The organism is Prevotella sp. oral taxon 475 (genome assembly GCF_018127805.1).
GTDB lineage: Bacteria > Bacteroidota > Bacteroidia > Bacteroidales > Bacteroidaceae > Prevotella.
Genome location: NZ_CP072334.1, coordinates 548,634 through 575,606, shown reverse-complemented (window position 1 = coordinate 575,606; position 26,973 = coordinate 548,634). Strand labels below are relative to the sequence as shown.

The window sequence follows — 26,973 nt, the reverse complement described above, 5'->3', positions numbered from 1 at the left end:
TTTCTATTTTCGTTAATGAACAATTCTTTTCTTCGACATTCTCAGCTCCAATCGCAATCGATTGGTGCTATCGGGCGAGATGATGATCATGCTTTTCACCCCGTTGAAGAAGTATTTCCAATCGGTGGTGATGAGCGTCGACGAACTCGTTGTCTCGTAAATGCCGGGCGGAACGCGGAAATGTGCCACCCCATAGGCATCGGTCGAGTCGACAAAAATCGAGGCCGTGGCGTCTTTCAGTTCCACTCTTGCACCGCGATAGGGCTCGATGGTGTTGGCCGGATACACCAACGCCACACTCACCGGACAGGTTTCCATCTGCTCTTCATAGCTGCACGCGGTGCCTACTGGCAGTAAGAGCAGGCCCAAAAGCAAGAGAGGGTATACCTTATTATATATATAACGATGTGTCATCTTTCTTTTTGAGGTTTCAAGGGGTTGGAATCAGAGTTTCAATCGTAGCGAAAGACCATAGTAAAACGATGGAACATAACCGCTGCCATAGAGAGATGTCTCCAGTCCCGTTTGTGAAGAGCGCACCTTTTGCTGGGTGTCCCAGAAGTTATTGGCATAGAACGACACCGAGATATGGTCGCCAATCTCTTTCGTGGCACTGATGGTGGCAGCGCAATAACTCGATACCCGGTTGGGATTCATCATATAAGCATAGTTCGAACGCACTACCAATCGGGCCAGGTCGTTGTACAATCGCCGGTCGTTCTCTTTTGCCCAAGCAAACTTTTCGGCAAAAGGTATCAGTCGATCGGGGGCATCCCAGGTGGCATAATACTCGGGATAGACCACCACAAAGCGATCTCTCACATCGCGGGTATAGGGTTTTCCGAAGAAGTCTTCGCCCTTTTCGACGGCATATCCGCGAGTTCCGTGCCGCAGTTCGCTCAGCGAACGATTGTACTGATACAGCGAACTCTCCACCCTTAGCGAAACAATCATCCTGATTCGGGGGATGTGTGTGGTGACGGTGGCATTGAGATTGACCTGTCGAGAGAGGCTTCCGTTGCTCACAGAGGCACTTGCCGTGTTGGCGGTAGAGGTGTTACTGCTACCTCGATAATAGCCGATGTAACTGTAAGGTTGCCCATTACTCATCGTAGAACCTACTCCTGCAGGCATGTCGGCAAAGAGTTTCTCGTCTAATCCCTTGTAGAAATAACAATTGCCATCCAGTCTTAACGACGTGCGAAGGGCCTTAATGGGTGTGAAATCCACCATCCATTCCAAGCCGTAACGCTCTGTGGGCGATCCGTTTTCGTACTTCCGATTCACCAAATAGCTGTTGCGCACCTTGTAATCGAGCTGCACCGGCGGTTTGGCACCTGTGACATCGGTCACCGTAACGATGCCCGTCTGCCGGTCGATGCTATATTTCCGGTGGGCCGAAGGGATGCCTATCCTCTCTAAAGCGGCCTGAGAGGTGTATTTATAGCTGTAGGGCGTGTAGACAACGGTGGCCATATAGGGGTTGAACGTTTTGTGATAGAAAGCCGAAACGTTGATGCGTGTGCCGCGCACTCGGGCTTCGAAGCCCACGTCCACTTGATGAGTAGATTGCCATTTGAGGTCGGGATTGTACACGGCTTTCGACGGATGGGTGTGATAGGCATAGTAAGCCTTGTTGGCAGCGGTGCTTCCCGGCGTAAAAGCGAGCCGATCTTGATAACTGGTTGTGGGGTAAAGCACTTGGAAAGAGGGCAATTTCACCGACTTGCCCCACCCTGCATGCAGACTCAGATCGCTGATCCAAGCCTGTCTTCCCTGCCAAAAGATATAGCGAGCGTTGGTGCGTGGCGAGAGCGTCGATGCCGTTCCATAAGCCGAACCGCTGATGAAGGTGAGATCGTTGCGCAGTCCTGCCGTTATTTCAAAGGTGGAACCGGCCACCACAGGCACGCCGATCTTCTCTTCAACGTAGAGCCCCAGGTTGTTCATTGTAGGCTGATCGCTGTATCGAAAGGGTCTCCACGTGGGCGTATAGCGTGGATGCTCATAGTAAGTGCCCTGTCCGTGGTTGTTGCTTCCCGAGAAATCGGCCCCGAGAAGGGCCTTGCTCATCACTCTGCCGAAGCGTTTGGTCCAATCGGCCTTTAGCTTGAGGTCGTAGCTAAGAGGCTTAGAGTCGTTGAAACTGCGTACATACCAGTAGCCCGTGGGCCCGAGAATGATGTTCGACGTGGGATTTTTATCGTAGTCGGCCGCGACGAAATAGCCCTCCTCCAAGGTGTGAATATAAGCCTGAGTGGAAGCACTGCTCGTGTGCGAATAGTCTTCGTAGAAGCGGTCTGCATACGAAAGAGAGGCTTTGAGCGAAAGACTTGTCAACCATTTCCTATTCAGCAACCATTCCAACGACAGATTCCCGCTCCAGGCATTGTCGCGTCTTTTCTCATAGCTCTCCAGGTTTTGGTCGGGGTCTGCTTTCGAATTATATCCCCCCACGTTGCCCGTCAGTCCGACGTTGAGCGTCAACGGCATCCCCGTGCGTAGGAAAACGTTCATGTAGTGCAGCGAGAAAGCGTTGCGTTGGTAGGCCGTATGGGGCGAGGCGACGTCTGAAAACGATCGTGCATGCTCGAGAGACAGATTGAGAAGTCCCGCGTTTCGCCCTAAGTCGAAGCCTTTGTTCAAGGCTATTTGCCGTGTGTGCTGGCTCAGTTTGCCCTCCACCACGAAAGGCGACTTGCCCCGTCGTGTATTCACCTTGACGATACCGTTGCTCAAATCGCCGTATTCTACCGACGGGATGCCCGTGACCACCTCCACGCTTTCGATGTTCGACGTACCCACGGTGCGCGTTCCGGCCCCCAAGGTCTCGCCCGGTGTGGCGTTGTTGTTCAGTCTTACGCCGTCTACCTCTATCGCTGTGCCGAAGGAGGCGTTACCTTTCTCGCCTCCATCGCTGCGCAGGGCGATGCGACTGTTGTCCATCAACGTGCTATTCCAGGTTTTCCCGCCCGGCAACAGACTCATGATGTCGCCCAGATTGAGCACCTGCCGGTTGTCCAACGCCATGCGGTCGATGGTGTAAGAGGTTGTGGCCTCATCGCGTTTACGGGTGGCCACCACTTCCACTTCATTGAGTTTGAGATTGTCTTCATCCAAACGGATGGGCACAGAACCCGTGTTCTCGCCCGCGACAACGGTGAGTTGACGCGTGGCAAAGCCCAAACACCGTACCGTGAGCGTAGTCTTGCCCGTCGGCACGTTTTTGATCGTGAATCGCCCTTTGCGGTCTGACACACCCCAAAGTCCGCTTTCTTTCAGCAACACCGTGGCAAACTCTATCGCTTGCCCGTCTTTCTGCGATGTTACTACACCCGAAAGGGTGACGCCTTGAGCCAATACTGAAGTGGTCATCCCGAAGAACAACAGGATGATGAGGTGGATTCTAAACATGCTGTTTTCCCCAACAATACAATATGTGTGCAAAGTTAGTCATTCAACCGACACAAAGCAATACCTAAAAATGGTTATATTTCCTCCTGCTAACAGTCCTATCGCAGCCTGTCTATAAGCTCGACGGGGAGCAAAAATACGCTCCAGTTTCCCATCTCTTAGCTTTTAGGGTGCAAAAGCTAAGAAAACGCCCTGCAAAAGCTAAGAGATGGGCATGCGAAAGCTTAGCTTTTGCGAACCCGTCTCTCCAGACAGGCAAAACCGATATGACTGAAACGATTTTCTATACATGATCACAGATGTGAGTTAGGGTTAACCCATCCATCGTTACACGGTAGCTTGCACAAAAGTTATTGAGGATTTTCGTTCAACCCAATGACAAAAAATGCCTTGTCATCGCTTGGGAATGACAAGGCATAGGAGCTTTTCTCATAGAGCAACATTGAACGAAGCGGATGGGAAGAGCGGTTGTCTTTTGCGCCGAACCTTCTTTATAGATGGGGTTTCAACAACTTCACCCATACGTCGTAGCCTGCCTTGCTGAGGTGCAGCCCATCGTAGGTTAGCTCGGAACGTAGCACATTGGTGCCTGGTTCGGTGAAGTGGGGGAAGAGATTGATGAAAGTGAGCCCCTTTTCGCGTGCCAACGCTTCGAGGCGCGCATTGATTTGGGGTATCATGTCGGTTTTGCCTTGCAGGCGTTTCCATCGCCCTGTGCTCTCGCGTATGGGTAGAAGGCTTTGTAACACCAATTTAGTTTTGGGTGATTGGGCGTGTATATGGTCTACCAGCAAACGTATATTGGTAACGATGCTGTCTACGGTGAGGTCGTGGCTTACATCGTTAATGCCGACGAGTAAGAATATTTTAGCAGGTTTGTGGGGCGTAATTTGGAACAGACGAGCATCAATACCCATCGCCACATCACCACTAATGCCACGATTGCGCACGTTGGGCTTGCCCAATTTTTCTGCCCAATCGCGACCACCTTCGGTAAGGCTGTTGCCCAACATCACAATATCGGTAGAGCGGATGGGTGGTTCGGCCTCGAAAGTACGCATCCTAGCGTAGTAATAACCAGGGAAAGCGGCAGCCTCGTTGGTGATGCTTGCGGCCACGGCATTGGCCACTTGGGCGCGCAGACGTATCACATTGGTGGTGTCTACGGGGTGAACGCTGTTGCAAAGTAAGATGATGGAGAGGTCGTTAACAGGGTCGATAACGATCGATGTGCCTGTGTAGCCCGTATGTCCGTAGGCTTCGTCGCTAAGCAAATCGCCTTGATTGGAGGCGTATGCCGAACTTACATCCCAGCCAAGGCTACGCCCAAAGCTGTTGAAATTTTGTGGAATAGAGCGCATGGCCTTCACCGTTAGCGGACTAAGGATGCGTTTTCCGCCCCATTCACCTCCGTTTTGGAGCATGGCGCAAAGCGTAGCCACGTCTTCGGCAGAGGAAAATAGGCCCGCATTACCCGACACGCCACCATTAAGTGTGCATGCCAAGGGGTCGTGTACCTGACCTTGTTTCACCGTTCCGTTGGGTTGTCGCTCGGTGGGAGCTATGGGCGTGAGGCTTGCTTGTTCGCCGTTGGTCACCCAGCGAGGCTGTGATGTGTTGGCCAGCTTACCGCTTTTGTCGGGTGCGCAGGGCAAGAAATCGGTGTGCTTCATACCCAATGGGATGAAGATATTGTTGGCAGCGAAGGTGCGGAGCGATTGTCCCGTGATGCGTTCAACGATGTTTTGCAGGGTGATATAGTTCAGGCAGCTGTACTGCATGTCGGTATGTGGCTTAAAATCGCGTTTGCAGCGTGCGATGTATGCCATCAGTTTGGCGGGGTTGGGCTTGCCGTTGGCCTCGGCCAATGTCTTTACCGGGGCGTAAGGCGGTAGTCCTGAAGTGTGTGTCAGCAGGTCTTCCACGCGTATCGTTACACTGTCTTTACCCTCGCCATGCCAGTTTTTAAACTCGGGCAGATAAGTGCTAACGGGGTCGGAAAGGCGCAGCTTACCCCGCTCTACTAGTAACATGGCCGCTATGGCCGTAGCCATGGGCTTGGTACACGATGCCATGTCGAACACCGTTTGGGTGGTCATGGGTTGCGTGGTGGGGTAGGTTTGCCTATTGCCATAGGCTTTAAGGTAGGCCATTTTTCCGCGGCGCACCACAGCAAGCACTGCACCAGGTGTGCGATGGTCGCGAATGGCGCGCAGAATAACTTCGTCGGCAGCGCGCAGACGTGCCAAACTCATGCCCACTTCTTCGGGTGAAGCCGTGGGAATGTTGTTAGCCGAGGCGTTAAGGGCAAAAGCACAGAGAGCCGAAAACAAAATCCTGAACATCGTTTATTTGCGTTTGGGGGTTATTCGTGAGGGCGTTTGTATTCTTCCAAGGCCTTTTCTACCGACCCATGGAGCAAAAGTAGGTTCTTGGCTTTGCCGTATTCCAAACCAAGCATCTCAACGAGCATGCGCGTTCCACGGTCAACCAGTTTCTTGTTGCTAAGCTGCATGTTCACCATCTTGTTGCCTTTAACGCGACCAAGCTGTATCATCACGGCGGTTGAAATCATGTTGAGAATCATCTTTTGACCCGTTCCCGACTTCATTCGCGAGCTTCCCGTAACGTATTCGGGACCTACAACCATCTCGATAGCCACATCCGACTCGGCTGCCATAGGCGAATCGGGGTTGCTAGTGATGCAAGCGGTGAGTATTCCATGCTCTCTTGCGCATCGAAGAGCACCCACCACGTAGGGCGTTGTACCCGAAGCGGCAATGCCAATAACGGTGTCTTTCTCGTTAATGTTAAACTCGGTGAGCTCGTCCCATCCGCGTTCCTCATCGTCTTCGGCATTTTCAACGGCATTGCGAAGCGCCGTGTCGCCACCTGCGATAAGGCCGATGACCAGCGTTTTGGGTACGCCGAAGGTTGGGGGAAGCTCGCTAGCGTCTAGCACGCCCAATCTTCCGCTTGTTCCTGCACCCATATAAAAGATGCGTCCACCGCGTTTCATGCGGGGCACAATTAGTTCTACGAGCTTCGCCACTTGTGGAATGGTCTTCTCAACAGCCTCTGCCACCTTTCGGTCTTCGGTGTTGATGTCTCTCAGAAGTTCTTCTGCCGTCTTTGTTTCGAGGTTGTTATAGAGCGACGGCTGCTCGGTTATCTTTGTGAATGACATAATGTAATAGATGTGAAGCCTCACCCCGTTCGCCCCTCTCAAAGGGTAGAGGGGATCGATATGCTGTGTGATGGCTTTGTATTCTATATTTATTTACTTATGATAGCTTTGCTTGCTGTGTTTGTTTGCTTTGTGGCCACATTATGTGGTTGCACTGAATACTTCTTCTCTCCACCTTTGGAGAGAGGGGCGATGGTTGGGATTATGAGTGATAAGTTACCAATCCCTCCATCGGGCTTTTCTTTATCTGCCCCAAGGTAACGCCCAAAATCTGTGCTGCTTCAGCCACTTCGTTGCGGTAAACGTCGGCAATAGAGCCAATACAGTTCATGGTGTGCTTGTTGTAATCGTACTGCATCACGTTTCGGCGAATAAACGATTTGAAGGCGTTAACCAACAATTGGTGTACTGCTGGATGCTCGCGATGGCGCGAAAGGAACGGACTGAAGCCTGCAAGGAACCTACTTGGGAAGGGTTGACGGTAAACACGGTCGATGATATCTGCCATACTGGTGTCGAATTCTTCAAAGAACGCCGTCTTTAAGTCACCTGGGAATTGGTTTTTAAGTATGTCGCCTACGAGCCTTTTGCCAAGGTTGGCACCGCTACCTTCATCGCCTAGGATGAAGCCTAATGCGGGAACGTTGAACGAAATACCCTTACCATCGTAGAAACACGAGTTTGAACCTGTGCCCAGAATGCAGGCGATGCCAGGCTGGTAACCGCAAAGGGAACGGGCGGCAGCCAAGAGGTCGGAGTTGACCTCAATGGTGGTTGCGCCAGGAAAGCAGCGTTCGAGACTCTCTTTCACCAATGGCGACTTCTCGGGCGTGCATCCTGCACCATAGAAAAACACTGCTGTGGGCTGTTCGTTGGGCAGTTGGGGTAAGAGGTTTTGGCGTATCTCCTCTTCCATTTGGACCTGTGTCTGAAAGAAAGGGTTCATTCCCTTGGTTTCATATCGGCCCTGTTGCTGTCCGTTTTGCACTACACACCAGTCTGTTTTAGTAGAGCCACTGTCGGCAATGAGAATATATTGCATGAGTTTATGAGTTTTTTTAGTTTACAAGTTTACTGATTCTGTCTTGGGAGTTAAGGGATTATGGCGTTTAAGGAGTTAAGCCAATGGCTTTCGAGTTTTTGAGTTGATGAATGCTTGGGTTTGTGAGTTTTAAGTTGCTTTTTATTCTAGTTGATGATAGGGTAATTATTTTGGTTGGTCTAAAACAATTTGTCCACAACTCATGAACTTCAAAACTCAAAAACGTCAAAATTCAAATTCTCACAACTTAATGTATATTTTCTTCTTATATAGTTGATAACCAATAACCCAATTGAGGGCGATAAAGAGCAGCGAATAGACCAACGAACCACCGTATTGGCCGAAGATGGGCGATAACAGCTGCGAGTAGACGAAGCCAATGACATTCATCTGTTTTTCACCTACGGGGAAGGTGAATGCGCCGAAGACAATGGCGAAGAAGTCGCTCAGCACAAATAGGAAGAGCGGATTAACGCCAAACACTTCGAAGAACTTGCTCCACTTCTTTTTGCCCTTAACGTCGATAATCCAAGTAAATAGGGCTAAGAGCATGGAGGCTAGTCCGCAGGTTACCAATACGAAGGTGGGCGACCACACTTTCTTGTTGATGGGGCAACCATAGCTAAGCAAATAGCCTGCAAATAGCAACGATGTGCCCACAACGAAAAGGGGAACAACCTTGGTTAGGGTGATATTGGCACGTGCGTCGAGTTGTTGCACGCCTGCGTCAGCTTTGCGGAAGAGCATGCCGCCAATGATAAAGCCCAACAGGGTGTGAGCTATCGAGGGTAGGGTGCTCAGCAAACCTTCGGGATCGATGCCGTTGTCGTGATACATGTGGGCATCGGTAAGCACTGCGCGGTCTACAATCGAGAGGATATTTGTTTCGTCGTAGGCGAACCCGTTGCCTGCCATCAATATCACAAAATAGGCTACCAACAGTCCGCCAACAATGTAGGGCAGATGCTTATGCCGCACGGTGATGGCCAACAACGCCGTTATGCCATAGCAAACGGCGAGTCTTGCCAGTACACCCGTTAAGCGAATTTTGTCGAACGACCATACCATGTACCACAGTTGGGAGAAGAAATCGGCCCCCTCTTGTGGATTATTCCAGCGGTAGCAGAACTTGGCGAACCAACCAATGGCCAAACCTACGAGGTAGATTAGCACCATACGTTTTAATATCTTGTACACGGTGGCACGGTTGCAAGCAAAGTTAAACTTGCTCATGGCGATGTAGATGCACATCCCCATCACGCACATGAAGAAGGGAAAAACGAGGTCGGTGGGTGTCAGACCGTTCCATTCGGCATGCTCGAGCGGTGCATACATGTAACTCCAACTGCCTGGATTGTTCACGGTTATCATGCCCGCGATGGTCAAACCACGCAAAATGTCGATGGATAAAATCCTACTAGTGGTCTTATTCTTTTCCATAGGTCGGGTGTTTGGGGTTATTTATATAGATAATATTTCTTTGAAAGCGTGCGGAATTGGGCCACATCCTTATCCCAGAAAGGTTTGAGGTCGGCCCAACGGTTGTGCATAGCCATCTTGATGCGCACTTGTTTAGATCCCGACACCTTGTCGAACATGTCGAAGCGCTTAACGTCGGCGTGCGCCAAAACAGCGTGCTTGGGATATAGGCGCGCCACTTCTTCGATGAAAACAAACTGCATGGGCGTTAGCTCAACGCGTTGGAAGTCGGTGATGTGCATCTGTACGCCCTGCAACAGTTCGCCCTTACCCACGCTGTAAAAGGGCTTGAGGTAGATGGGACGGAAGGTAACGCCGGGAAGTTGATGGGCGTTCATGGCGTCGGCAAGCTGCACGGCATCTATCCAAGGTGCTGCAAACATTTGGAAAGGGATGGTATATCCCACGCCGATAGACAGATACCCCAGTTCACCAAGAATGCCACTTGTGGGGTAGTAATAGGAGGTTACGGCCTGTGGGATATGTGGCGACGAGGCAATCCATTGCAAACCCGTGTCGGCATAGCCCATCGTTCGCTTCCAGTTTTTCATCTTTACCACCGTCAGTTTGCAGCGAACGCCACCTTTGATCATGCCTTCATCGTTGAGCATACGTGCCAATTCGCCGCAAGTTAGTCCATATATATAAGGTATCTTAAACTGACTGACGAACGATATGCAGTCGTCGTCGGTGATATTTCCCTCTATTTTCAGTCCGCCAAGTGGGTTTGGGCGGTCTAATACCACAAATTCCTTATCGTTTTCGGCCGCTGCTTCCATGGCCAGACCCATGGTGCTGATGAAGGTAAACGAACGACAACCGATGTCTTGAATGTCGTACACCAGCACATCAACGTCTTTTAGCATCTCGGGTGTTGGTTTCCGTGTTTTGCCGTAGAGCGAAAACACGGGCAATCCTGTCTTTGCATCGCGCGCCGTTTCTATCTTATCGCCCGCATGGATGTCGCCACGTACACCATGTTCAGGACCATACAGGGCCACGAGGTTTACACCCGGGGCGGCTTTCAGCACATCGACGGTAGATACGAGGTTGGCATTTACGCCTGTGGGGTTGGTTATCAATCCCACGCGTTTGCCCTGCAAGCATTTGAATTTCTGTTGCGTAAGCACGTCGATACCCGTTAGCACCGTTTTCTTTGCCCACATTTGGGTGTGGACAAACATAGCTGCGAGCGCTAGGACGATGGTAAGGAGGGTTTTATTTTTCATTTTTCGTTATGCGTTTACGTCCATATTCGGGGTCTACTTTAATCGTTAGCGTAACGCCCACAGTGGCAATACAGCAGATGATAACCATCCAAAAGAAGTGTTCGTAGCCCAATAGCTCTTGCAGATATCCCGCCACCATGCCAGGAATCATCATACTTGCAGCCATGAAAGCGGTGCAGATGGCATAGTGGGCAGTCTTAAATTCGCCTTCTGCAAAGTACATCATGTAGAGCATGTAGGCTGTGAAGCCGAAGCCATAGCCAAACTGTTCGATGGCAACACATACGCTAATAACCACCAAATTGGTGGGCATGGCCATGCTTAGGTACACAAAGGTGAAGCAAGGCAGCGTCATGCAGGCAGCCATTGGCCAAAGACTCTTCTTCAATCCCCAACGAGAAGCGGCCATGCCACCAATAATTCCGCCCACGGTGAGGAAGATAACGCCAATGGTTCCATAAACAAAGCCAACGTCCTCGGTACTTAATGCCAGTCCGCCATTGACCCGCTTGTCTAGCAAGAAGGGGCTAACCATCTTGAGCAAGAACGCTTCGGGCAAGCGATAGAGTAGCATAAAGACGATGGCGAGCAACACACCAGGCTTCTTGAAGTAAAGACTGAACGTGCGTGCGAACTCGTCGAATATTTCCTCGGCTGTGCTTCGTTTCTGCGTTTCCTTGTCCGTGGGGTTTTCAGCATCTTTCTCTGCGTCTTCTTTGGCACGCGGAACAAAGAACGTGTGATAGATGGTGATGCCGCTAAACATCACGGCCGTGATGGCCATGGTGATGGTCCAAGCCCATGGAATGTTGCCCGTTCGGGTTTCTAACACGCCTGCAACATACACCAATACGCCTTGCCCGAAGATGGACGATAGTCGATAGAAGGTGCTTCGAATGCCAACGAAGAAGGATTGTTGCTGTTGGTTGAGGGCAAGCATGTAGAAACCGTCGGCCGCTATGTCGTGTGTGGCCGAGGCAAAGGCGGTTATAACGAAGAGTATCAGCGTGAAAGTGAAGAGGCTAACAGGTGTAGCGGTAGCCGAAATAACGTCGGGCGAGGGATGCGGAATGGAGAACGTGAGCAAGATGAAGGCTATACTCATCACAATTTGCATCATGACAATCCACCAACGTTTAGTGCGTAGGATGTCTACAAAGGGACTCCACAGGGGCTTAATCACCCAGGGGAAGTAAATAAGACTGGTGAAGAGGGCCATCTCGCCATTGGGCACACCCATGCGAGTGAACAAAATCACCGAGATATTGTTGACTATGAAGTAAGGAATACCCTCTGCAAAGTAGAGCGTGGGTATCCATAGCCATGGGTTTATGTTCTTTGTTACATTCTTCATTTTGCTGATATTGCTTCGTTATATTGCTTTCGCTACTTTGTCTACGCAAATTTTCGGTTGCGTCGAGAGGTGTTGGTACTTGCGATTTGAAAGACCAAACTTGTGGTTAGGCGCTTAATTTGCGGACCACATCTTTTACCTTGCTATCCGTCCTGCCCTCTTTGTGAAGACGGCAGGCGGATTAATGCAAGGATGTTTTCCTGTCATTCTTTTTATCTTAGTACCTATTATTGTCTTTTTTAGCGTTGTTTGTTGGCCGCAATACGTGCTTCCAACTCCCACGTTCTTATCCTATCCTTGTACAGGTTGTTGGCATTTACCTTCTCGATGCTCAATGCAGCATCAGAGTTTCCACCCCAACGGCGACACAGGTAAAGTACATCGTAGATGCGTCCAATTTGATAATGGCGCGAAATGTTTAGTCCCATGGCGTAGTCTTCACCATAACTGGTGTTGGGTAAGCCAATAGCTCGCAACACAGGAGTATAGAAAGCGCGGGGAGCACCCAGTCCGTTGATGCGCAAGGCGTTGTTTCGGCCGTTGTCGGGCGTCCACTCTTTGTGGTCGATAACGCCAGGGGGAAGTTCGTTCAGGTCGAAATCGGTCATCATATATGAACCTATCACCATGGCGCACTTTTGCTCATAGAAGGCGTCGACGATAGTTTGCAACGTATGTTCGTCCTTATATAGGTCGTCACTGTCTAGCTGAACGGCGAACTTTCCACAGTGAGCGGAGTTCACGCCATAGTTCCAACAGCCGCCAATGCCAAGGTCGTTGCGTTCGGGAACAAGGTGCACCACGCGCCCGTCGGCCTTAAACGCGTCGATGGCTTCGGTTGTTCCGTCGGTGCTATGATTGTCGATGACGATGAGGTTGAACTTAAACTTGGTCTGTTGTTTCAATACCGACTCGATGGCGGCACCAACAGTGGCCACCCTATTACGAACGGGGATAATTACCGATGCCTCTACTTCGAACTCACCTTGGTTGAAGTCGATGTCTTTGAAGTGAGGTTCGAGGTATCCTCCAATCTCTTTCAGGTGTTGAGTGCATGCCTTTTCCATCTCAATTTGGCGGTCGCGGTTGCGTGGGTCAACATAATCAAACTGCTTTTCGCCGCTCTTTCTGTTGTCTTCCTCTACCTCGCTGTACAAGTATTCGTTCGCGTGTACCAGCGAGTAGCGTTGACTGAGCTTCAACCGTAGGTCGTAAAGACCAGCGTGTTGGTAGGTGTCTGTCATGCGTTGCACGCTTTCTTTGAGGGCGGCAGCATTGAAGAAGAGCACCGAACCAAAGTCGAAATCATCTCTTAACGAACCCTTTTGATAGTCGATAACGGGCGCTTTAACCTGTTCGTTACCCTTTACTTGGTAATGATCGGCGTAAACTAGGCCTGCATCGGTGTCTTGTGCAATCTGCAAAAGGCGTTCTAGGGCCATGTATCCCAGTTCTAGCGTGGTGCTCTTGGTATAAACCAAGGCGTAATCGGCATTGCTCTCGGCGGCTATTCGACGGATGGTTTCCGACTTAAACACAGGTTGGTCAAGGCAAACAACCTTGTCTACCAACTGTGAAGCACGCAAGGCCGACAATGTTTTACCAGCCTGAGCCTCGTCTATATAAGGTACGAAACAAGTTATTTTCTTCATATCGTTATGAGTTTATAAGTTTATGAGTTGTTTTGAGGAGTTAAGGAGTTATGGAGTTAAGGAGTTAAGCCAAATGCATAGATGATGTTAGGCATTTTTTCACCTTCTCACCTTATTCAGCCTTTCAAGCCTATTTTCCCATCCCTGCATTACATTTTAATGATATTTTGTTACTGACCACGCCTTATTTCTTCGTTGGCGGGTTTACACTTTTCACCTCTCCGGTAAACGAAGTGATGTGTCTGGCCTTTTTCTCATCCTGTTTCGAGTCGTGCGTAATGTCTTCGTGGGGCTGGCGCATAAAGAAATCGACGATGGTTTTCATCAGTTTCTCGCGACAGAAGGCCTGTGTGATGCTCTCGAAGGGGAAGCCCATGACGAACGTCTTATAGCTGCCTTGCGAGGCAACGGCTGCACTGAGGTTGTTCTCGGGATAGCGCATCACGGTATATCCCGTTGAGTCGGCCGCCTCGAGGGCATCAGGCGACTCCACTATATATTGTTCCGAGTTCAGCGTGTTGGCGTAGTTCATCTCGCCCACACCCAGTTCTAGTGGTGAGCGCACCATGCGAACGCTTCCTGTGAGGGCAGCGCGCGAGTTGCGCCACTTATATTTCAGCACCTCGGCAGCAAAACGTTGGTCGCTCTCTAAGGGCTTAGCCAAGGGGTTGCACCAAAGGTCGCTGGCCACGTATGCACCCGAAACAAACAGGTGAACGCCACGTTGGGCATACTCCGCCAATGTTTTTTGCACCTTCGCATCGAAGGTCTTAAACATCAAGGGGTGCACATTGCCACGTCCCATCTTGGTTTGGCATTGCTTACCTAGTATATAATCAACAAAGGCGTATCCGTCTTTCGCCTTGTCGAGGCACTCGTTGGCACACGATTCGAAGCTCAAACCCGCCTTCAAGATGGCCTCGCCGTGTAGTGCGGGATAGTCGAACGTGTTTCCGGCAATCACCTTCGTCTCTTCGTTTCCATAGCTATCGCCATATCCACCCGAGTCGTCGTCGAGCCAAGGCAGGCTTCGGTTAAACTCTTTTTGGCTTCCTGTGTAGCTGATGTCTTGCAGATAAGGCACGCCGTGGTCGATGTGATCGAGGAATCCAGCATACAATGTGTCGGCAGGAGCAGGCGCAACGAAGTCGGCTGGGGCAGAAACACGGTCGAAACCATTTACCACCAAGGCCTTTTTACCCATGCAGGCCGAGCATCGTGCCACAGCCATTGTTTCGGAGGGGAAGCTCTTTCCGCCCTTGTTCACCGCCTCAACGCGGAAGCTGCACACCACGTCGGAGGGTATGCGAGCCACATAGCGGTTGCGTTTTACCACCTTGCCGTTGTCGAATGCGCCGTTACCCAGACGGGTATAAACAATGTATCGGTCGGGCATAGCCGTGGGTTCGAGTGTGTCGGCCACGGCTTTCCACGTCAGTTCCACCTGATCGGTGCCTTTAAGCGATGCCGAAAGATGGTCTACGGGCAGTGGTGCAACCACGGGTGTTTGTCCCCTTTGGGCGCAGATAAAGCGTAACATGCCCTTATAGATGGCCCTACTTACGGTGAAACGGAAGCGCGGGTCGAGGCCATAACGCATGTCGGCGAAGTTTTGATGCGAAAGTAATTCGAGCAACATAGCGGGAACGCGGGGTGTGCGAGCTTCGAAATACGAGGCGTCGCGACTGCCACGACTGTTCCAAAGGGGTTCGTATAGTGCGCGAATGTCGTTTAATATGCTGTTTTGTACGCTCTCGGTAAGGTCTTTGCAGAGATGTCGCGAGGCGCCATTGGCAAACACGCTGTCGTAAGATTGGCTGTAATAGATGCCTAATGTACCGATGGTGCGGTCGTCTTTGGTGGTTCCGGCATCACTGTGGAAGGCTAAAGAGAGGTCGATGGGCACGTTAAGTCCCTGTCCATCGGGGTAACATTCCGACCCGCCTGCAAGCCAGTTGACCCACATTCCACGACTTTTATAGTCGTCGGTGTAGTCGTTCTCGCCACGCGAAGCAGAGTAAACACAGTCTGGCACGCCAGCCCATTGCAGCCAATAGCGTGCTGCCTCGGTGAAGCGAGGATAGCCGCTAATGTCGGGCCTACCGATATTACCCATGCCACCACCAAACTTCACACCGTCGGCCGTCACCAATTCGCCCACTTTTCCCGTGTTGTTGCTTAGGCTAACACGATGCTGTTGGCCTGCTTTCTCGTCAAAAACAAACTTGCCGAGGTAAATCCATGTTCCGCCACCCATCTGTTGGTTCACGCGGAAATGACTTTCTCCACCTTGGTGATGCACCGTGTAATGGGCCGTGGAGGTGCTTCCAGGCACGGTTTTATACGATACATAAACGGCATATTCGCCAGTCTTTGGCACGTTGGGCACCCATTCGGCAAGGCTCTCTTGCCCCTTCTTTATCGATTGCACGCTGCGAAACGTACCATCGCGGAAGGGATTTTGAAAGTTGGTGTACACCTTATGGCGGTAGGCAAAACCTTCACCCTGTCCCTGTTGCCATGCCTGTTGGCCGTTGCGCTCTTTATATATGGTGTGTGGCGACAGTGTGTTGGCATCGTTGTCTACCACCACTTCATTCGTATTCCAATCTCTTTCGCGCGGCACAAGCACGTTTGCGCCTGCATTTTCGAGCATGGGCACGAGGAAAGGCAGCACGTAACTCTGCGTGTAGAGGTCTTCTACGGTTTGCAATAGACGTGCGCGCTGCCACTCCCAGCGGTCTAGTGTGCGCTCATAATATCGGCCATGACTATGCCAAACGGCGATGTGTCTGCCCGAAAGGCCCTGTGTGGGCGTAGTGGGAACCGACATGTTGGTTACCAACGGCTGGTCGCAGCGGGGTGCAAAGGTCGTTGGAGCTACCTGCTGCGCCCATGTAGAGAGGGCAGCAAGGCAAAGGGCTACGATTGATATGTTGCGTCTAAACATCTTTATCTCCTTTCTGATGTGACTTGATGGAACTGATGTGGCTGATGGATTTGATAGAACCAATACTGTTGACAGTTGCTTCTAACCATCTTTTGCTATATTTTTTGAGCGGCCTCGCCTCGCTTGATGAGCAGGCAAAGACCCACGAAGGTGAACAGGGCGTTGAGTATCAACAACTCGTAACTGAAATGATAGCCGTTGAACCAGGCCTCTGAATGGCGGTCGAGCACCCAACAGAGCAGGGGCGAAGCCAAGGCCACAAGGGGTATCCAGCGGTCGCGCACAGGTCGCTTTACAAGTATGCCAAAGGCGAAGAGGCCCAATATAGGTCCGTAGGTGTAGCTGGCTAGGGTGTAAACGGCATCTACCACGCTGGTGTTGTTCAGCACATTGAACACGATAATAGACAAGCCCATCACTACGGCCATGCCTATGTGCACCCGTTTTCGCATTCGGGTAACTTCGCTTTCGCTGCGTTTGCCAGCCCCGAGTATGTCTACGGTGAACGAAGTGGTGAGTGCGGTGAGCGCCGAGCCTGCTGCATTATAGGCCGAAGCTGACAAACCAACGATGAACAGCACGCCAACAACGCCCGGAAGCAAGCCTCCTGTGGCGATGGTGGGGAAAAGCTGGTCGCCTGTAGCCGTTACGCCGTGGCGTGCAGCCTCTTCGTAGAGCAGCACACCTAACATCAGGAAGGCCGCAACCACGATGAATTGCAGCAGAATGCTAATCACCATGTTCTTTTGAGACTCGCGACTGTTGCGACAACTTAGGTTGCGCTGCATCATATCTTGGTCTAAACCGGTCATGGCGATGGTGGTGAAGATGCCGGCAAAGAACTGTTTGAAGAAGAATTGCTTGTTGTTAACGTCGTCGAAGAAGAACATGCGGCTCATGTCGCTTTGGCTAATGTGACTCACCACGCCGCCGAACGACAGCTGTAAATCGTCCGCGATGAACCAAATGCACAGTGCCACCGACACGATAAGACAGGTGGTCTTTATCAGGTCGGCCCAAATTACCGACTTAACGCCACCCTTATGGGTGTAAAACCACACGCAACCTACAGACAAGGCCACGTTAACCCAGAAGGGGATGCCCAATGGACCGAAAGCCAGAAGCTGTAAAGTGAAGCATACGAGGAAAAGACGAACGGCCGCTCCAAGCATCTTCGAGATGAAGAAGAACCATGCTCCCGTGTGGTAAGCTTGCTGTCCAAAACGGTTACGCAGGTATTCGTAAACCGAAGTGAGCTGCAAACGATAGAACAACGGTGTGAGAACGAAGGCCACGATAAGCTGACCAGCGATAAATCCCAATACCAATTGCAGGTAGCCAAAGCCACTTTGCGACACCATACCTGGTACAGAAACGTACGTTACGCCTGAGATGCTGGCCCCAATCATGGCAAAAGCCACCATGTACCACTTGCTTTGGCGACTACCAGTGAAGAAAGCGGCATTATCCACATTGCGTCGGGCGATGCTCGAAACAAGGAACAAAACGGCGAAATAGGCTAACACGGTTGCTAGGATGGTTATTGGTGTCATATAGAAGGAGATAAAAGATGTAACAAGTTTATTCTTTGTAAAGTAGATAGGGTCGGCGGCGAGTTTTAAACTGATCCACCTCTGCCTGCCATTGGGCGCGTATCTCTTCGTTACTACACCCTTCTGCAATCATCGGTCGGATGTAGTCCACTCCCACAAGTTTTTCAAAGAAGGGCGTAAAGAAGCGTTCGCCGATGTTGAGGTTGCGGTAGGCGTTGATGACATACGAGAGGTCGAACCCGCGTCTTTGTATTTCTTCCTGACTCATGTGGCTCAAATCCACGCCATAACAGCATTGGTCTTGCTGTGGCGGCGTTTTCGCTCCGGGCATGCTTCGTGGTGTAAAATGGTGCGAATAGCCCACCATCTGCGGATGCCCATATTGCTGAAAAGGCTGCGTTGTTCCACGACCGAGACTCACATCCGTGCCCTCGAAGAGACAGACCGATGGATAGAGATAAATCGATTGCATGTTAGGCAGATTGGGAGATGGGGCGATCGGCAGGACGTAGCGCGTTTGATGGGTATAGTTCAGGCAGCGGATCACCGTCAGGCGACAATGTTTTCCGCCCTCCAACCAGCCCTCTCCGTTCATCATTTGTGCCAATTCGCCCAGCGTCATACCGTGTACAACGGGGATAGGAAGCGCGCCAACACCCGACCGATGCCGCATGTCCAGCACAGGACCGTCTACATAAAAGCCGTTAGGATTGGGCCGGTCGAGCACCAAAACCTTGGTTTTGGTCTGCGCACAGACCTCCATCAGGCGCATCATAGAGATATAATAGGTATAGAACCGAAGCCCTACATCTTGTATATCAACGACCAAGACATCTGCCTTTCGCAGCAAATTCTCATCGGGCCGCCCATCTTTTCCGTTATAGAGCGAATGTATCACCACGCCGGTTTTCCCATCGACAGAGTTGCCCACATGTTCTCCTGCGTCTGCATTTCCACGAAAGCCGTGTTCGGGCGAGAAGATTCCGACCACCTTTATCCCTCGTTCCAACAACACATCCAGCACATGTTGATCTCCTATCATACCCGTATGATTAGAGAAAAGCATCACTCGTTTGCCCTTCAACAAGCCGATATAGGCTTCTATTTGCTCGTCGCCATTGATCACGCGCTCCTCTTTTGCCTGTCCTACAACAGAAAGACAGAGCACCCATAGCATTATTATCAGTTTTTTCATGCAGGCGGTTTTTAGTTGCTTATGGGGCAAAGATAGACTTATTTTTTAGAATCAAAAACACCAAATTAGATATTTTTTAATTTATTCTTTTCCTTTAAGGGGTAAAAAATCTGTACTTCGTTCCTGCAAATCGTTTTCCTTTATCCCCGCTTGGAGTGTTTTTCATATATATAATAAGGTGTAAGCCCCATCAAGTCAACCTCTCTTGCCAATTCATCACAAAGATCGATGTCACCCATCAAGGCCTGATGTCTGTCTGCAAAAGCCAAAGACATCCTTTATAAAAATCAAAAAGATGGAGCCTTTTCTCCATCTTTTCGTTTCATCTCACTGAGCGTTGGCCCTGCCACAACAGTCTGACAAAAACCGGATAATGGTCGGAAGCAGGGCGAAGGGTATGCCTACTGAGGTTGATTTGCTGCGGAGCATCAGCCCCTTTCTGTAACGAAGAAGCCTTGTCCTCCGTCCAATAGAAGTTGGGCAGCACAGCATAGGCCGGCACCTGAAAACCTTTTGACACAAAGATATGGTCGATACGACTGTCGGTTTTCAGACTCGGGTCGAAGCTATTAAACGTTCCATTCTCGGCAAAACGCTGTCGGGCCAGCGTGTACGAGTCGTCAAGAAGTCCCGAGCGAGTAAAGAGCGCATAGGTCTCGTCGGTCTGATCCACATTGAAGTCGCCCGTAAGAATCACAGGAACCCCCGGTCCGGCCATCTCTCTGATCTTCTTCAGCACTAATTTGGCAGCCTCTCGGCGTGCCGTTACGCCCACATGGTCGGTGTGCAGATTGAAGAAATAGAACGTCCACCCCGTATCTTTCTGTCTGAATTTGCCCCAAGTGCAAATGCGAATGCAGGCTGCATCCCATCCCAACGAAGGCACATCTGGCGTTTGGGAAAGCCAAAAATGCCCCTCTTCGAGCCGTTCCACTTGATCGTATCGATAGAAGATGGCAGCATACTCGCCTGCCTCCCGACCATCATCTCGCCCCACACCGATATAGCGATAGCGTGGAAGACGGCACAAGAGATCGTGCAATTGCTCTGCCAACACCTCTTGCGCACCGAAAACGTCGGGCGATTCAAAGTTGACTTGATCGCAAATCACCTGACATCTCTTGTCCCAAAGAAAGCCTTTTTGAGCGTCTCCGTCGTTCTTATATCGGATGTTGTAGCTACCGACAAACAGGCCTTGACTCTCGGCGGCAAGAGCCATGCACAGCATCGCCCCTGCCAACAAGCGTTTGATGTTATTGAAAAACATACCGAAGAATGAGCAATCCGCTGACGATAAAAAGGGTTAGATTGACATCACGATAGTGTCCGCTCAACAGTTTCACCAATGTATAGCTGATCAACCCCAACGCCATGCCCTCGGCAATGCTGTAAGTGAGCACCATCGTCAACACGGTGATGAAGCAAGGCAAAGCTTCCGAGATGTCTTGCAGGTCGATTTTCTTGATCGACTCCAGCATAAAGACGCCCACCAACACCAGTGCGCCCGTAGTGGCTGCCGACGGGATGACGAGAAACACCGGAGCCAGGAACAGGGCCACAAGGAAAAGCGCGGCTGTTGTCAAGGCAGTGAGTCCCGTTCGCCCACCCTCGGCCACGCCCGCAGCACTCTCTACGAAGGTAGTCACGGTGGATGTACCGAGCAATGCTCCCGTAGAGGTAGCGATAGCATCGGCCATCAGCGCCTGTCGGATATTCTTCACGTTGCCATTTTCGTCCATCATATCGGTTTTGGCAGCCGTTCCGATGAGCGTTCCCAGGGTGTTGAAGATGTCGATAAACACCAACACGAAGATGGTGAGCACCATGTCGGCATTGAGCAACGCACGAAAGTCGAGTTTGAGAAAGGTGGGTGCGATGCTGTGGGGCATCGAAACGGGCATAAAGCCCTGGGGGATCTGCGTGATGCCCATCGGGATTCCGATGATCGTACAGATCAGAATGCTATAGAATAGCGCACCGCGCACTTTCAAAACGATGAGTGCCCCACTCATGATGATACCGATACAAGCCAGCACAACCGTAGGCGTGAAAGCCCCGAGCGTAACGAACGTAGCCTCATTGGCCACGATAAGGCCGGCGTTCTTCAGTCCAATGAAAGCAATAAAAAGGCCCAGTCCGCCCGAGATGGCAAATCGCAGATTCCGGGGGATACACTTCACGATTTGCTCACGGATGTTGAGCGCAGTGAGAAGAATGAAAATCAATCCTTCTACAAAGACTGCCGCCAGTGCAGCCTCCCAAGAATAGCCCATTGCTTTTACCAAGGTGAAAGCAAAAAAGGCGTTGATACCCATACCGGGGGCCTGTGCAAAGGGCAGTTTGGCCAGAAAAGCGATAAAGAGCGTGCCCAAAGCAGAGGCCAAAGCCGTAGCCGTGAACACCGCCCCTTTATCCATTTGGGCAGCACTCAGTATGTCGGGGTTCACCGCCAGGATGTAACTCATGGTGAGAAACGTGGTGATGCCAGCGGTCAACTCCGTGCGGAGTTGATGTTTTTTGGGGTCGAAGCCCAAGAGAGAATAGAAAGACATGGATGGAGTGGATCAATATTAGAAGGTCCATTTCGCTGCTAACGTGGGCAGCCAGTACCAGCGATGGTTTTGATTGACAAAGTTATTGCTGATTTCCCACTCAGTTCCCAGGCTCAGTTTCAAGTCATCGGGCACACCTTTGAGGTGATTCAGGTTGAACCAGAACTGCGGTTCGGTGATCAGGACGCAGAGGTTCCGACCGTTGTCGAAGCGACGATCTCCCCAAAGGTCGACAAAGCCATTGAAAGTGAAGAGATGTTTGGCAAAATGTAGATACCAAGTAGCGGTGAGTTGCCACGAATGGCTCTGTCTTTGCTTCGCAAGGAACTTGTACATCGGCGTGAACGTAAAGCCCGAATTGAAGTTTTGTTCGTCCCAGCTATAAGTGGCACCTGCCAGATAAGCATCTTTATACGAGCCTACGCCCTTGCCCAGTCCGCCGTTATACTCTACATGCACGGCCAGGGGAGCTTTCCAAAACTTCAATTCGCGCGAAATCTCCCAATAGGCAGCTGCCACGCCATTATCGGCATAGTCCATATCGACAAAGAAAAACGTGTTTCCCCACCGGTCGGGTTTGAACATTTCCACCGTCGTTGTGAGGTGAGGACGTGTAGAGAGATTGTCGTTGAGATGACCGAAGTCGTAGTGCAACTGCACGTTTTGTGCCTGCACCGACAGGCCTGCCACAAAGGCGAGGGCCACAGCAAATAGCTTTTTCATGTTGTTTTTTCAGATGATTGATTGTCTTATGTCAGAGATGAGAATACCGAAACCACCGATGGTCAGTGTATCGGCACCCGCAATTGCCTGCAAAGTTACACAGATTTTCTTAGTTTTTAAGCTCTTTTACAGTTGAGTTTGTGCTATTTCGCCATAAAAAACAATCCTATTTCTCTTTACTCCTCCCCTCCTTACTACTTACTACTTCCCCCCTTACCACCTACTCCTCCCCTCCTTACTACTTACTCCTCCCCTCCTTACTACTTACTACTTCCCTCCTTACTACTCAAAAGCTAAGCTTTTGCATGCCCATCTCTTAGCTTTTGCCTTGCGTTTTCTTAGCTTTTGCACGCCATTATCTTAGCTTTTGAAATTCGTTTTATAACACCTTGACAATCAAATACTTACTTTGCTTGTTGACAGACCTTACATACCCTTACGCAAACAATCGCTACGCGATGCGTCTGTTTTCTTGTTTGTTCGAGCTCTCTCTCCAATATCTTTGCGCAAACAACCGCATAGCGGTTGGCCTGTTGGTAGAGCAAGGTTGGCAAGCGAAGCGCGCCTACCATGTCTACGGTACGTAGAGAGAAAACAAGGCCATAGGTCTTGGTCTATCCAATCTCTCCCAGTTAGAGGTTGAAACAGGCCGAAACCTACTCCCAATCCCCTAACTTAGTCAGAAAAGAAACCAAATCTGCCCGAGAAAAAGGGTACTACTGCAACGAGAAGCCCTCTGCGAATGACTTAAAAGTTAAAGTTTCTGTAAAACAAACATCCTATCCGTAAAAACACTAACTTTACCCTGTCCATCGAAAAAGCCGCTTCATCTCCGCCCTCATCTGCTCATCACCCCTATATATAAAAGGAGAGAAAAGCGCGGAGAACATCCAAAGACAGTCGATGGGCCCATTTGGTATCTTCCATGACTCAATCACTCAACAATCATCAACCCCAACTTATGATCAAAAAGTATATCCAAGAAAACGAGGAAAGGATGCTGCAAGAGCTCTTCAGCCTGATTCGCATCCCCAGTGTCAGTGCCCAACAGGCACACAAACCCGACATGTTGCGCTGTGCCGAACGGTGGAAAGAACTGCTGTTGATGGCCGGTGCCGACCGCGCCGAGGTGATGCCATCGGCTGGAAACCCCATGGTCTACGGCGAAAAGATGGTAGATCCCAACGCCAAGACGGTGCTCATCTACGGGCATTACGACGTGATGCCGGCCGAACCGTTCGAACTTTGGAAGAGCGAACCTTTTGAAGCGGAGGTGCGCGACGGGCATATCTGGGCCCGCGGAGCCGACGACGACAAAGGCCAATCTTTCATTCAGGCCAAGGCTTTTGAATATGTAGCCAAGCAAGGGCTGCTCAAACACAACATCAAATTCATTCTCGAGGGTGAGGAAGAAGTGGGTTCGCCCAGTCTGGGTGCCTTTATCGAGGAGCATCAAGAACTCTTAAAGTGCGACGTTATCCTCGTTTCAGACACCAGTATGATAGCCGAAAATGTACCGACACTCACCACCGGTCTGCGCGGCATCGCCTATTGGCAGATAGAAGTAACCGGTCCGAATCGCGATGTGCACTCGGGTCACTACGGTGGAGCCATCGCCAACCCCATCAACGTTCTGTGTCAACTCATCGCCAATGTAACCAACGAAGACGGACGGATCCTCTTTCCCGGTTTCTACGACAAGGTGGAGGAACCCACAACCGAAGAACGCGAGATGCTGGCCGCTATCCCACTCGACCTCGACGCTTACAAACAAGCGATTGATGTGGACGAACTGACCGGCGAAAAGGGCTATAGCACCATTGAGAGAACGGGCTTCCGACCTTCGTTCGACGTGTGCGGAATCTGGGGAGGCTATACCGGCGACGGGGCAAAAACCGTCATTGCCTCGAAGGCTTATGCCAAATTGTCGTGCCGATTGGTGCCGAATCAGGACTATCAGGAGGTGGGACAACTGGTGATCGACTATTTCAAACGCGTTGCTCCCCGCTCGGTGAAGGTGGATATCAAGTTCCTTCACGGCGGACAAGGCTACGTCTGCCCCATCGATATGCCCGCCTACAAAGCAGCCGAACGGGGCATTGAGGCGGTGTTCGGCAAGCGTCCGCTGGCCGTGCGCTTAGGGGGTAGCATCCCTATCATCTCTACGTTCGAGCGGATTTTGGGCGTAAAGACGGTTCTGATGGGCTTCGGTCTGGAGTCGAATGCCATCCACTCACCCAACGAAAACATGCCCTTGAATATGTTCCGCAAGGGAATAGAGGCAGTTGTGGGCTTCCACTTAGAGTACGATCGGGAGAACGACAACTGAAACACTCCTCCATCGACAGCCGCTTGAAGCCCTACGCTGCGCTTCAAGCGGTTTTTTCTTGTTTTGAAAGATGTACTTTTCTTCCTCAATCCCGCACGGTTTCATGACGGTTTTCCACAGAAAAATCGTACTTTTGCAGGCAAAATTTCATTAAAAGAAAGATCGATGGAACAGAAAAACTATCAGCGCACCACCGTTACTGCAGCTCTTCCCTATGCCAATGGCGGTGTGCACATCGGACATTTGGCCGGCGTATACGTGCCCGCAGATATCTATGTGCGTTATCTGAGGTTGAAAAACCAAGACGTGATCTTTATCGGCGGCTCCGACGAACATGGCGTTCCCATCACCATCAGAGCCCGCAAAGAGGGCGTTACACCGCAAGATATTGTGGATCGCTACCATTCGATGATTAAAAAGAGCTTCGAAGACTTCGGTATCTCTTTCGATATCTATAGCCGAACCACCTCGAAGACACACCATCAGCTGGCCAGCGACTTCTTCCGCAAGCTCTATGAAGAGGGGAAACTGCTGGAAAAAGAAACCGAACAATACTACGACGAGGAGGCCAAACAGTTCCTCGCCGATCGCTATATCACAGGCGAATGCCCGCATTGCCACAATGAAGGGGCGTATGGAGACCAGTGCGAGAAATGCGGAAGAGACCTCTCTCCCACCGAATTGCTCCATCCACGGTCTACCATCAGCGGTTCTTCGCCAGTTCTGAAGAAGACCAAGAACTGGTATTTGCCGCTCAACGAGTATCAGGAGTGGCTCAAAACATGGATCTTAGAGGGGCATCAGGAGTGGCGTTCCAACGTCTATGGGCAGTGCAAAAGCTGGCTCGACCTCGACCTTCAGCCTCGAGCTATGACGCGAGATCTCGACTGGGGCATCCCCGTTCCGGTGGAAGGAGCCGACGGAAAGGTACTCTACGTGTGGTTCGACGCCCCTATCGGCTACATTTCCAATACCAAAGAGCTCCTGCCCGATAGCTGGGAGCAGTGGTGGAAGGCTCCCGATACGCGCTTGATTCACTTCATCGGTAAAGACAACATCGTCTTTCATTGCATCGTTTTTCCCGTAATGCTCAAAGCACACGGTGGTTATATCTTGCCGGAAAACGTTCCTGCCAACGAGTTTTTGAACTTAGAAGACGACAAAATCTCTACTTCCAAGAACTGGGCCGTGTGGCTTCACGAGTATTTAGTTGACTTTCCCGGTAAGCAAGACGTGCTTCGCTATGTGCTGACAGCCAACGCACCCGAGACGAAAGATAACAATTTTACGTGGAAAGACTTTCAAGAGCGCAACAATAACGAACTGGTGGCGGTGTATGGAAACTTCGTTAACCGCGCACTTCAGCTCACAAAGAAATATTTCAACGGCATTGTGCCTGCCTGCGGAGAACTTCTTGAAGCGGACAGACAGGCCTTGAACGAATTGAAAGAAGTGAAAACAAAGGTGGAAAGTCTGCTCGACGTGTTCAAATTCCGCGATGCACAGAAAGAAGCCATGAACCTTGCGCGCATCGGAAATCGATATATCACCGAGTGCGAACCCTGGAAAGTATGGAAAACCGACCCCAAACGCGTAGAAACAATCTTGTATATCTCGCTGCAATTGGTGGCCCATCTCTCCATCGCCTTCGAGCCTTTCTTGCCTTTTAGCAGTGCCAAACTGCGACGAATGCTAAACCTCGACCGTTTCAACTGGGACGAACTGAGCAACACTGAGATACTCAAACCCGGCTACCAACTGGCAGAACCCGAACTGCTTTTCGAGAAAATCGAAGACGAAACCATCGAAGCGCAACGGCAGAAGTTAGAGGCTACGAAACGCGCCAACGAGGAAGCGGCCTACAGAGCCAAAGAGATCAAACCCGTCATCGACTTTTCCGACTTTGAGAAACTCGACCTCCGCGTGGGCCATATCAAGGCCTGCGAAAAGGTGAAGAAAGCCAACAAACTGCTGAAGTTCACCCTCGACGATGGCAGCGGCACCGATCGAACTATCGTTAGCGGCATTGCGAAGTTCTACGAGCCCGAAGAACTCATAGGAAAGGATGTGCTTTTCATCGCCAATCTCGCACCTCGCAAGCTGATGGGCATCGAGAGTCAGGGGATGATTCTTTCGGCCGAAGACTTCAATGGCGACCTCAGCGTCACCTCGTTGCTACGGAAAGTGAAACCGGGCAGCCAAGTGGGATAGTCCGTCCCGCCAGTCATCTGCAGCCCGACGACCACAAGCAAAACGTCCATCGTCTACCAAGCGGCTGCACAGCCGTAAGACCCTATTTCTCAAAAGCTAAGCT

At 50.8% G+C, this 26,973-nt stretch carries 17 protein-coding genes; 2 read left to right on the top strand and 15 right to left on the bottom strand.

Translation table 11 applies throughout. The features are described from left to right. Positions 1-12: 12 nt before the first annotated feature. The 15 genes from J5A66_RS02190 to J5A66_RS02120 all read right to left on the bottom strand — a co-directional run bounded on the left by J5A66_RS02190 (position 13) and on the right by J5A66_RS02120 (position 22,330). Complete coding sequence (locus tag J5A66_RS02190) at positions 13-414, bottom strand: hypothetical protein (protein WP_211790840.1); 402 nt, start codon at positions 412-414, stop codon at positions 13-15. 30 nt (positions 415-444) lie between these two features. Beyond that, the gene (locus J5A66_RS02185; protein WP_211790839.1) at positions 445-3,414 is read right to left on the bottom strand and encodes a TonB-dependent receptor; all 2,970 of its coding nucleotides are present in this window, start codon (positions 3,412-3,414) and stop codon (positions 445-447) included. 491 nt (positions 3,415-3,905) lie between these two features. Next, complete coding sequence (locus J5A66_RS02180; protein ID WP_211790838.1) at positions 3,906-5,759, bottom strand: serine hydrolase; 1,854 nt, start codon at positions 5,757-5,759, stop codon at positions 3,906-3,908. A 20-nt stretch (positions 5,760-5,779) separates the two neighbouring features. After that, positions 5,780-6,601: an N-acetylmuramic acid 6-phosphate etherase gene (gene murQ / locus J5A66_RS02175; protein ID WP_009236512.1), complete on the bottom strand. Its 822-nt coding sequence runs from the start codon at positions 6,599-6,601 to the stop codon at positions 5,780-5,782. A 202-nt stretch (positions 6,602-6,803) separates the two neighbouring features. Continuing rightward, positions 6,804-7,643 carry an ATPase gene (locus tag J5A66_RS02170; RefSeq protein ID WP_211790837.1) on the bottom strand — a complete coding sequence of 280 codons (840 nt, stop codon included), beginning with the start codon at positions 7,641-7,643 and terminating at the stop codon, positions 6,804-6,806. A 240-nt stretch (positions 7,644-7,883) separates the two neighbouring features. Beyond that, a complete protein-coding gene (locus J5A66_RS02165; RefSeq protein WP_211790836.1) occupies positions 7,884-9,083 on the bottom strand; it encodes an acyltransferase family protein in 1,200 nt (399 codons plus the stop codon). Between the two features lie 17 nt (positions 9,084-9,100). Further along, entirely contained in the window at positions 9,101-10,351 is a 1,251-nt protein-coding gene (locus J5A66_RS02160) for an exo-beta-N-acetylmuramidase NamZ domain-containing protein (protein ID WP_211790835.1), read from the bottom strand. Continuing rightward, complete coding sequence (locus tag J5A66_RS02155; RefSeq protein WP_211790834.1) at positions 10,341-11,705, bottom strand: MFS transporter; 1,365 nt, start codon at positions 11,703-11,705, stop codon at positions 10,341-10,343. Before J5A66_RS02155 ends, J5A66_RS02160 begins: the two co-directional genes overlap by 11 nt. Positions 11,706-11,944: 239 nt before the next feature. Next, entirely contained in the window at positions 11,945-13,357 is a 1,413-nt protein-coding gene (locus J5A66_RS02150; RefSeq protein ID WP_211790833.1) for a glycosyltransferase family A protein, read from the bottom strand. A 184-nt stretch (positions 13,358-13,541) separates the two neighbouring features. Beyond that, positions 13,542-16,307: a xanthan lyase gene (locus J5A66_RS02145; protein WP_211790832.1), complete on the bottom strand. Its 2,766-nt coding sequence runs from the start codon at positions 16,305-16,307 to the stop codon at positions 13,542-13,544. Between the two features lie 95 nt (positions 16,308-16,402). Then, positions 16,403-17,860 carry a sodium:solute symporter gene (locus J5A66_RS02140; protein WP_211790831.1) on the bottom strand — a complete coding sequence of 486 codons (1,458 nt, stop codon included), beginning with the start codon at positions 17,858-17,860 and terminating at the stop codon, positions 16,403-16,405. 28 nt (positions 17,861-17,888) lie between these two features. Then, positions 17,889-19,055, bottom strand: a complete 1,167-nt coding sequence (locus J5A66_RS02135) for an exo-beta-N-acetylmuramidase NamZ domain-containing protein (RefSeq protein ID WP_211790830.1) — start codon at positions 19,053-19,055, stop codon at positions 17,889-17,891. Between the two features lie 322 nt (positions 19,056-19,377). Then, positions 19,378-20,322 (bottom strand): endonuclease/exonuclease/phosphatase family protein, encoded by a 945-nt coding sequence (locus tag J5A66_RS02130; RefSeq protein WP_211790829.1) that lies wholly within the window; start codon positions 20,320-20,322, stop codon positions 19,378-19,380. Next, entirely contained in the window at positions 20,309-21,607 is a 1,299-nt protein-coding gene (locus tag J5A66_RS02125) for an NCS2 family permease (RefSeq protein WP_211790828.1), read from the bottom strand. Before J5A66_RS02125 ends, J5A66_RS02130 begins: the two co-directional genes overlap by 14 nt. An 18-nt stretch (positions 21,608-21,625) precedes the next feature. Then, on the bottom strand, positions 21,626-22,330 hold the full coding sequence (locus tag J5A66_RS02120) for a DUF5020 family protein (protein ID WP_211790827.1): 705 nt from the start codon (positions 22,328-22,330) through the stop codon (positions 21,626-21,628). A 961-nt stretch (positions 22,331-23,291) separates the two neighbouring features. Between J5A66_RS02120 and J5A66_RS02115 the strand changes: the two genes are divergently transcribed. Both J5A66_RS02115 and metG read left to right on the top strand, forming a co-directional pair. Continuing rightward, the gene (locus J5A66_RS02115) at positions 23,292-24,659 is read left to right on the top strand and encodes a dipeptidase (RefSeq protein ID WP_211790826.1); all 1,368 of its coding nucleotides are present in this window, start codon (positions 23,292-23,294) and stop codon (positions 24,657-24,659) included. A gap of 165 nt (positions 24,660-24,824) precedes the next feature. Next, complete coding sequence (gene metG / locus J5A66_RS02110; protein ID WP_211790825.1) at positions 24,825-26,870, top strand: methionine--tRNA ligase; 2,046 nt, start codon at positions 24,825-24,827, stop codon at positions 26,868-26,870. Positions 26,871-26,973 lie beyond the last annotated feature (103 nt).

Coding starts and splice junctions, on each gene's coding strand:
- J5A66_RS02190 (WP_211790840.1), bottom strand. CDS start 414: ATGACACATCGTTATATATATAATAAGGTATACCCTCTCTTGCTTTTG.
- J5A66_RS02185 (WP_211790839.1), bottom strand. CDS start 3,414: ATGTTTAGAATCCACCTCATCATCCTGTTGTTCTTCGGGATGACCACT.
- J5A66_RS02180 (WP_211790838.1), bottom strand. CDS start 5,759: ATGTTCAGGATTTTGTTTTCGGCTCTCTGTGCTTTTGCCCTTAACGCC.
- murQ (WP_009236512.1), bottom strand. CDS start 6,601: ATGTCATTCACAAAGATAACCGAGCAGCCGTCGCTCTATAACAACCTC.
- J5A66_RS02170 (WP_211790837.1), bottom strand. CDS start 7,643: ATGCAATATATTCTCATTGCCGACAGTGGCTCTACTAAAACAGACTGG.
- J5A66_RS02165 (WP_211790836.1), bottom strand. CDS start 9,083: ATGGAAAAGAATAAGACCACTAGTAGGATTTTATCCATCGACATTTTG.
- J5A66_RS02160 (WP_211790835.1), bottom strand. CDS start 10,351: ATGAAAAATAAAACCCTCCTTACCATCGTCCTAGCGCTCGCAGCTATG.
- J5A66_RS02155 (WP_211790834.1), bottom strand. CDS start 11,705: ATGAAGAATGTAACAAAGAACATAAACCCATGGCTATGGATACCCACG.
- J5A66_RS02150 (WP_211790833.1), bottom strand. CDS start 13,357: ATGAAGAAAATAACTTGTTTCGTACCTTATATAGACGAGGCTCAGGCT.
- J5A66_RS02145 (WP_211790832.1), bottom strand. CDS start 16,307: ATGTTTAGACGCAACATATCAATCGTAGCCCTTTGCCTTGCTGCCCTC.
- J5A66_RS02140 (WP_211790831.1), bottom strand. CDS start 17,860: ATGACACCAATAACCATCCTAGCAACCGTGTTAGCCTATTTCGCCGTT.
- J5A66_RS02135 (WP_211790830.1), bottom strand. CDS start 19,055: ATGAAAAAACTGATAATAATGCTATGGGTGCTCTGTCTTTCTGTTGTA.
- J5A66_RS02130 (WP_211790829.1), bottom strand. CDS start 20,322: ATGTTTTTCAATAACATCAAACGCTTGTTGGCAGGGGCGATGCTGTGC.
- J5A66_RS02125 (WP_211790828.1), bottom strand. CDS start 21,607: ATGTCTTTCTATTCTCTCTTGGGCTTCGACCCCAAAAAACATCAACTC.
- J5A66_RS02120 (WP_211790827.1), bottom strand. CDS start 22,330: ATGAAAAAGCTATTTGCTGTGGCCCTCGCCTTTGTGGCAGGCCTGTCG.
- J5A66_RS02115 (WP_211790826.1), top strand. CDS start 23,292: ATGATCAAAAAGTATATCCAAGAAAACGAGGAAAGGATGCTGCAAGAG.
- metG (WP_211790825.1), top strand. CDS start 24,825: ATGGAACAGAAAAACTATCAGCGCACCACCGTTACTGCAGCTCTTCCC.